Source organism: Okeania sp. SIO2B9 (assembly GCF_010672505.1).
Taxonomy (GTDB): domain Bacteria; phylum Cyanobacteriota; class Cyanobacteriia; order Cyanobacteriales; family Microcoleaceae; genus Okeania; species Okeania hirsuta.
In genome coordinates this window covers 1-8,405 of sequence record NZ_JAAHGK010000160.1, presented here as the reverse complement: position 1 = coordinate 8,405, position 8,405 = coordinate 1, and the positions used below count along the sequence as shown (strand labels likewise).

6 protein-coding genes are annotated in these 8,405 nt (G+C 38.0%); 5 read left to right on the top strand and 1 reads right to left on the bottom strand.

The window, feature by feature from the left end; translation table 11 throughout:
* From F6K13_RS08195 to F6K13_RS08175, 5 genes are all read left to right on the top strand, one after another.
* The coding region (locus tag F6K13_RS08195; RefSeq protein ID WP_287287179.1) for a DMT family transporter at positions 1–382 on the top strand (382 nt) is incomplete at its 5' end.
* A 760-nt stretch (positions 383–1,142) separates the two neighbouring features.
* Positions 1,143–2,306 carry a GuaB3 family IMP dehydrogenase-related protein gene (locus F6K13_RS08190; protein WP_124154593.1) on the top strand — a complete coding sequence of 388 codons (1,164 nt, stop codon included), beginning with the start codon at positions 1,143–1,145 and terminating at the stop codon, positions 2,304–2,306.
* Positions 2,307–4,020: 1,714 nt separating this feature from the next.
* Positions 4,021–4,353 (top strand): thioredoxin, encoded by a 333-nt coding sequence (gene trxA, locus F6K13_RS08185; RefSeq protein ID WP_124154592.1) that lies wholly within the window; start codon positions 4,021–4,023, stop codon positions 4,351–4,353.
* Between the two features lie 814 nt (positions 4,354–5,167).
* Complete coding sequence (locus F6K13_RS08180; RefSeq protein WP_124146702.1) at positions 5,168–6,430, top strand: RNA-guided endonuclease TnpB family protein; 1,263 nt, start codon at positions 5,168–5,170, stop codon at positions 6,428–6,430.
* A gap of 212 nt (positions 6,431–6,642) precedes the next feature.
* Positions 6,643–7,704 (top strand): LOG family protein, encoded by a 1,062-nt coding sequence (locus F6K13_RS08175; protein WP_287287177.1) that lies wholly within the window; start codon positions 6,643–6,645, stop codon positions 7,702–7,704.
* A gap of 34 nt (positions 7,705–7,738) precedes the next feature.
* Here the strand turns inward: F6K13_RS08175 and F6K13_RS08170 are convergent.
* Positions 7,739–8,405 (bottom strand): RNA-guided endonuclease TnpB family protein (locus F6K13_RS08170; protein WP_287287175.1); only part of this gene is annotated, 667 nt, incomplete at its 5' end.

The window sequence follows — 8,405 nt, the reverse complement described above, 5'->3', positions numbered from 1 at the left end:
TATCTTCTTTATTGTCGCATTATATTTTTATGGAAGTAGTCATTTCATGGAACTATTTTCGCCTTTTTTATGGCAATGGATGTTAGTTTATAGTGCAGTTATTGTAGTAATAGGTCAAATTTTGTGGTTAAAAGGATTAAGTAAAACCAGTAGTTCTGATGCTTCTATTGCCAGTGCATTTAATCCCATTGCTGGAGTCATAGCAGCCTATTTAATATTAGGAGAAAAACCCATCGCTGCTCACTATATTGGGGGAGCTATTATTTTAGTTGGAATTATATTGAGTCAAGTCGCGAATAAAAACGAAACTACCATTAATCAACTTGCTGAAAAGGTTCATCCTCAGCAAAGAGAAACAGGTTTAGGATTTAAAGGTTTTTAACTATAGCAGGGAATAGGGAATAGGCATGGAGGGAACAGGGAAAAGTGGGAAAAGTATTTATCTGTCTTACGGTTCATTATTAATCTATGTCCTAATCAATTCGTTTCTTGCTATGTATTAGACATAGGCGTGAAAAAGATATAGACTTTTTGTAAAAGTAGGTATGGAAGAAATAGGTATGGAGAGAACAGGGAAGATATTTTTAGAAAAAAAACACGAAAAATGATTTTTTGAGTTATTACACTCTAGTTTATAGCAAATAAAGGGCAAGTTTATTTTCACCAAATGTCTATTCAGAGTTCAGGAGTCAGGAGAAAATAATAGTAGTCATAATTGGGTAAGTGATTGAGTATTGATGCTGAATATTTTCCGAATAATATGACTCTGGAGAAAGGTCAATCAAGATAATTTATTCAGAAATACCTGCCAATACAGGAATTTTTATACTACTTTTAACCTGATAAATTGACGTGCGGAATGTCGGAAGTAATATGAAATATAAAAAATAATGCTACGAATAATTTCCCTGCTAAAAAGACTTTACCTAGAAATGTCGATTTGACTAAACACAGAGTTTTACTTTAACTAAATAATAAATAATATTATAGATATATAGGCTATTCTTACTGACTCCTGACTCCTGACTCCTGACTCCTATTGTTTGGCGTTTGACTTTCAATTATAGACTTTTGACTTGATGACCAATGCTCCTCTGAATTTGATACCCTAACTAAAATGGTCTTGGGAATAGGTAAAAGTAGTGGATATATTTATTGGACGTGGAAAAACAGCTCGCAGAGCTTACGGAATCGATGAAATTGCCCTAGTTCCTGGGGGACGAACACTCGATCCAAGTTTAGCAGACACTAGATGGAGCATCGGCGGCATAGAAAGAGAAATTCCCATTATTGCTAGTGCAATGGATGGAGTAATTGATGTCAAAATGGCTGTTCTATTATCTGAGTTAGGAGCAATGGGAGTTCTCAACTTAGAAGGTATTCAAACTCGCTATCCTGACCCAGTGCCAATATTGGAAAAAATTAGCTCTGTGGGCAAAGATGAATTTGTGGGTTTAATGCAAGAACTTTATTCAGCTCCAATTCAACCAGAATTAATTTCTCAGAGAATTAAGGAAATAAAAAGCCAAGGTGGTATTGCAGCAGTAAGCTTAACACCTGCGGGAGCACTCAAATATGGAAAAGTAGTCGCTGATGCTGGTGCAGACTTATTTTTTGTCCAGGCAACAGTTGTTTCCACTGCATTTCTTTCACCTGAGTCAGTGGAAAACCTGGATTTGGTTAAGCTTTGTCAAGAAATGCCTATGCCTGTGGTTTTAGGTAACTGTGTTACTTATGAAGTGGCCTTAAATTTAATGAAGGTAGGAGCTGCAGGGGTGCTAGTAGGTATTGGCCCTGGTGCTGCCTGTACATCTCGTGGTGTTTTAGGTGTAGGAGTTCCCCAAGCTACTGCTGTAGCTGACTGTGCAGCAGCACGAAATGATTATTACCAAGAAACAGGAAATTATGTCCCAGTTATTGCCGACGGGGGCTTAATTACTGGTGGAGATATTTGTAAATGTATTGCTTGTGGCGCTGATGGGGTGATGATTGGTTCGCCTATAGCTAGGGCCGCGGAAGCACCAGGGCGTGACTATCATTGGGGTATGGCTACTCCTAGTCCCCTTTTGCCACGAGGTACTCGGATCAAGGTCGGTACAACTGGCACCATCAAGCAAATTCTGCGTGGCCCAGCACTATTGGACGATGGTACACATAATTTATTGGGCGCTCTCAAAACGAGTATGGGCACTTTGGGAGCTAAAGATTTGAAAGAAATGCAGCAAGTTGAGGTTGTTATTGCTCCTTCATTGTTGACTGAGGGTAAAGTTTATCAAAAAGCTCAACAATTAGGTATGGGCAAGTAGATTTACCGAAAAATTAGGTTTAAAGCCTCCCCCTAAAAGCTATCCCTTACCCATAAGTCTTGAAATACTTGTGGGGAGCAGGGGAGCAGGGAGCAGGGGAGAAAGGAGAAAAAATCATAGTAGCTAAGTAAAACTACTGAAGTTTTCAAAAAAATGTATATAAAAATACATTTTTCTCCCGAAAAAGCCGAGCCAAGACTTATTCATAACACATCTCAGAAGTCAAGCTTTATCTTAAGAAAGATGTGGGTAATGGATAGCCCTAAAAGGGGGACTTTGTATTATAGTTAGAAAAGAACTAAAGGTATTCAACTGCTCTAAAAACCTAGCTATATAATTGATCAACGCACCTTGAAAACTGCCGTCAGACTCTGCGTAGCTGTCAGGGGTAAGCGGTCGGAACCCGGTAAGGTTTCCTTGCTATGGGAACGCCGACCAATAGAGGAAATGCTGGCCAAGAAAAGAGTTATAGGATTTTGAACTGTACCGTAGGGCATAAACCCAGAGGCTTTTGGAATAGAGCAAACCCTTGAGGAGAGAGCCATCTCTGAGCTAGATATCTTCTGGTAATTAGTTTAAGTGGACTCGTTGTTGGCCTAGCTTTGCGGAGCACAAACCAAGAATCCTGGTTTTAGGAGAATCTCCGTCGCTGACCGCTGGAGAGTATGTCAATGACTTAAGATATGTCAGTACCCTTGACAAAATTTGTGAAATAGTTTTGAAATTTACAAATTACCCTGGAATTATCTGAAAATAAATGTCACAATAGTAATAGCGGAGATGCATGTTTCCGTTCACTCCTCACACCACACTCCGCCCGAGCTTTTCTAGTTTGGGCGGTTCCTTATGGCCACTTAAGGCTTGATTCAGATCAAATTTTTTTGATAGTGATTAGGTTATCACAGATTCGGCGTAAGCTACTCAGTTAATTGCTTAATTGTTTATAAAATTTCTCGTGCAAATCAAGTACGGTACAAATAAATATAGTTACTTGTTTACTTAGTTAGTTATTTGCGACTTGATCAAGTTAAAGTTACGGATAGATATCTAGAGTTTTTGAGAATAGGGAAAAACTTAACTTGAAAAAAAGATTCTGCGCTTTGTATTTTAATTTTTCTATATACTACTTGACACAGAAGAAGATATAAAAGAAAGTATTAATAAAGCTAGTAATTTAAGATTGTATGGTGGACTTAACTAACTAAAGTGACATTGTACTTAGAGAAGACTTTAATTGAATGTTATATGATAGTTTGTTAACCTTGATACCAGTCTATACTATACTCTTTATATATACATTGGTAGAATCAAAACCTACCATATTTTTCAGGATTTTATCTTAAATTTTTCCCAAAACACTTAAACTAATAATAAATTTGGTGTTTTCTGGGAAAAGTAAACTTGCTAAAATCAAAAAATACCAAATTATAATAAAGGTGTTTTTAAACAGATGTAACTGGCAACTGATGAACTGTATAAAAAAAAATTTGAGTTGCATTAAGCCTAGTAAATAGGCATACCTTTGCGGTCAGGCAGACCGTGGCTTGGACTAGCAACCAAGTCTGAAACGCTTGTGAAGCCAACCTGGCTGATATACTTGGGAGAAATTCTAGAGTTTCGTTGGTACCAAGTTAAGTTTAGTCAAGAGGCAATCTGAAAGAAGCAAGAATCCTACACCATATTATAAAGACTCATATTGAAGGATTAGTAAAGAATGACAGCAGCAACTCCAGTCACCGATAGCAGTTTTAAGCAAGAAGTGCTTGAAAGTGACGTTCCAGTTTTAGTAGATTTCTGGGCACCTTGGTGCGGGCCATGTCGGATGGTGGCTCCTGTAGTTGAAGAAATTGCAGAACAATACATAGGAAAAATCAAAGTAGTTAAAGTAAATACAGATGAAAATCCTAATGTAGCAAGTCAGTATGGAATTCGCAGTATTCCTACCTTGATGATTTTTAAAGGAGGCCAAAGAGTTGATATGGTGGTTGGAGCCGTTCCTAAAACTACATTGGCTCAAACTGTAGAAAAGTACCTGGATAATAATTGAGAACTTTTGAAACAGATTATGTAGAAAGTTGCACAAAACTGTTTGTATCCATAAATGTTTAGAAATAATTAGGATATAACGTTGCGCGCAGGCAACAAGCCATAGGGGAAATAAAAAGCTGATCATACAAGATTTTAGCTATTGGCAGCTCCTGCAATTTGTAAGTATACCAGCGCGCACTTCTATAGACTGAATGTTTGATGAAGTATCTCTAGAACAACAGGGAAAACGATCTAAATTGAGATATATTTCTGCTTAAAAGCAGACAGTAGTTCTCAGTTATGTTCTTATTGAGAAAATAATCCTCTATTAGGTTTCTAGTGGACTAATCTCAATAATTAAACTGTTTTCTTTCTACAGTCCTAGTTATCAAGCAAGTAAGGTAGAATCAACCTATTTTATGACTTAGCCGAGATTCTCAGTGGTCTCGGAAATTTTGTATTTATAAATAGAAAGCCCTAATTTAATACTAAGGCTTTAGTAACTTAGTATACCAAAAGGAAGAAAGAAGAAGGAAGAAGCAAGAAGGAAAAATCTGGCGTTGTCTAAGTTTTAAGCTTTTGATCTGTATGTGTCCTTTCCTTCGACTGCTATATATTAGGGAACAGGCAATAGTGGAAAAAAATTGGACAGTATTCGATTCTTCATCACTCTATGTCCTAGTAGTTGTACCAATTATCATGTATGAATTTTACCTAAATGGAGCAAGAAGGCCCACACCATAACCCTAGTTTGGTGTTGGGATGAATTGCGACCAACAAAAAAAATCATGCAGATCGCCAAAAGTTCTGCTATATAATGGTAAAGTTAAAGCATGATTATTAGAGAAGCCAAGCTATTAAACGGGTCTAAGGCACAATATCAAGCCTTAGAACAGGCGATCAGAACTGCTCAATTCATTAGAAACAAAGCAGTTAGATTATGGCGCGACGAGCCAGATGTAAATAAAGCTCGTCTATCTGTGCTGTGTAAAGAACTGGCAACGGAGTTTCCTTTTGCTCAAAAGTTGAACTCAATGGCGCGTCAAGCATCAGCACAGAGAGCTTGGAATTCAATCTCTAGCTTCTATCGTCGCTGTAGAGAAGGAGCCAAAAACAAAGGTTATCCTCAATTCAAAAAGCATTCTCGCTCAGTTGAGTATAAAACCTCTGGATGGAAACTATCACAGGATTGTTTAACTATTAATTTCACCGATGGTTTTCAAGCAGGTAGGTTCTCTCTATTCTGTAATCATCAAACCAGAGAGGACTTATTTAGACTGAAAATCAATCGGGTCAGAATTGTCAGGCGAGCTGATGGTTATTATGCTCAATTGTGCTTTGACGCTCACCGCAAAGAAACAGGGAACTATACCGGGAATGTTGTAGGCATTGATTTAGGTCTGACTTATTTCTACAAAGACCAGAACAACAATGCTGCAATTTATCCCAAGTATTTAAGACAAGCTCAAAAGCGAATAAAGAAACTACAGCGACAACTCTCCAGAAAGTTTGTTAAAGGTAAAAAACCTCAATCAAAAAACTACCACAAAGCCAGGATGAGACTGGGGAAGTGCCATCTGAAAGTTGCTAGACAGCGTAAAGACTGGGCAGTAAAGTTAGCCCGGTGCGTAGTCCACTCTAATGATGTGGTTGTCTACGAAGACCTCAAGATACAAAACATGGTCAAGAACCATCATTTGGCTAAGTCGATTTCTGATGCAAGTTGGTATCAATTCACTCAATGGTTAGATTATTTTGGGAAAGTGTGGGATAAGACAGTGATTGCTGTAGCACCAAATTATACATCCCAAGACTGTTCAAGTTGTGGTCATCGAGTGAAGAAATCTCTGAGTACTAGAACTCATCAATGTCCTAAATGCAAGATTGAAATATGTCGGGATACAAATGCGGCATGGAACATTTTAAATAAAGGGATGAAGATTCTAGATGTGGAGTGGAATCAGATCAAAGGTACTGAAGGGCATTCAGGAACCTCCGAGTATTCGGGAACGCTTGAGGAGACTACCACCTCTGCTGTAGATGGGCAACCTGAAATAGTAAGTGGTGTCGCTGAATCAAGAATCACAGATGGGTGAGAATCCCGCGCTGTAATTTTTAATTCAGCGCCGGGAGTATGTCAAAAAAAGGAAATTAAAAAATTATGCTTTTTTTTCTTTGTCCTTAGATTTCTAATAAAGAATTAGGGCGAAATTAGGAGATAAAATACGATTAACTGGGAAAAATGAAAAAACCATCAACTAAACAATTCCAGTAAAAATTAAAGTTATTAAGTATTTGGAAAAAGTTAATGGCCTCAGATTTTCAGAAAACAGCAGTTGAGTCTATTGAGGCAGAAGTGACTAAGTTAGTCAAAAATTTGCCGACCCTAAAACATGAGAAATGGATTAAGCGATCGCTCTCCACCATTGTCAGTATGGCATCAGAAGAGCTAGACCGCCTAGATTGGAAGATATTAGCAGCTTCTCTACAGGATATGGAAAAAGGATTTGAGATATTTTATCCCTATCGCCATATTCGCAAAATTACGATATTTGGTTCTGCACGAACATCCCCAGAAGCTCCAGAATATCAAATGGCCGTAAACTTTGCCCGTCGCATTACTCAGCAAGGTTTTATGGTAATGACAGGTGGTGGGGGCGGAATAATGCAAGCTGGCAATGAAGGTGCTGGGGCAGAAAAATCTTTCGGCTTAAATATTCAGTTACCTTTTGAAAAAGAATCAAATCCTTTTATTGAAAGAGAACAAAAATTAATTAACTTTAAATACTTTTTTACTCGTAAGTTATTTTTTCTCAGAGAAAGTGATGCTTTAGCTTTATTTCCTGGTGGTTTTGGCACTTTAGATGAAGCATTTGAAAGTTTAACATTAACACAAACAGGTAAATATGGCCCGGCACCTCTAGTGTTAATAGATTGTCCTGGTGGAAACTATTGGCATGACTGGAACGATTTTATTCATAAACAACTACTTCGGCGTGGTTTGATTAGTCCAGAAGACCCTAGCTTATATACTATTACAGATGACTTGGAAGAAGCTTGTCAAGCGATCGCTAACTTTTACAGAATTTATCATTCGAGTCGTTATGTGGGAGAAAAGTTTGTGATTCGTCTGAATTCAGAACTTTCAGAAGGAGATGTGGATTATTTGAATCAAGAATATAGTGATATTTTGACTATAGGAAAAATTGAAAAAAGTAAAGTTTTACCAGAAGAGTTAGGAGATGAAACTGCTCATCTTCCTCGTTTAGTTATGTCCTTCAATCAGAAAGATACTGGTAGATTATATCAAATGATTGCTCAGATAAATAAGATGGGAGCAAATACACCAACTCATCCAGAACATAAGTAATATTATTTCTACTTGACATCCTCCCGACGCTGCTCTACGAGACAGCGCGGGATTCCTTAACATCACTGTTAGGGGCTTTCTGTTTCATAGCACCCGCCTTCCGAGATTTACTCCCTTCAGGTCTTACAGTCGCTCCACAGACTGACACTGCGAGTCCCGCAGCCTTCTTGGTGGGCGTTCCCTTGCGTCTATCGCCGACGCGGGTTCCCATCCGCAAAATATTTACCGAAGCGTTTATGTCCCTGTCATGGTGAGTTGCACACTCTGGGCAATCCCACTCTCTAATACTTAGAGGTAATTTTTCTACTATGTGTCCACAATTAGAGCAACGTTTAGAACTAGGAAAATATCTATCAATCTTAATTAATTCCCGCCCATACCATTCAGCTTTGTATTCTAATTGTCTGACTAATTCCCCCCAGTTGGCGTCACTTATTGCCCTTGCTAACTTATGGTTTTTAACCATGTTTTTTACCGCTAAATCCTCAACTACTATCGTTTGGTTTTCTTTGATTAGCTGAGTAGTTAGCTTGTGGGTATAGTCAAGCCTTGAATCTTTTATTTTTGCGTGTATCCTAGCTACTTTCAGTCTAGCTTTTTGATAGTTATTAGATCCCTTAGTTTTTCTAGATAGAGACTTCCCTGCTAACCTCAATTTTTTATGTAATTTCTGAAGATTCTTTGGATTGGCAATTTTTTCA

Coding starts and splice junctions, on each gene's coding strand:
- F6K13_RS08175 (WP_287287177.1), top strand. CDS start 6,643: ATGGCCTCAGATTTTCAGAAAACAGCAGTTGAGTCTATTGAGGCAGAA.
- F6K13_RS08180 (WP_124146702.1), top strand. CDS start 5,168: ATGATTATTAGAGAAGCCAAGCTATTAAACGGGTCTAAGGCACAATAT.
- trxA (WP_124154592.1), top strand. CDS start 4,021: ATGACAGCAGCAACTCCAGTCACCGATAGCAGTTTTAAGCAAGAAGTG.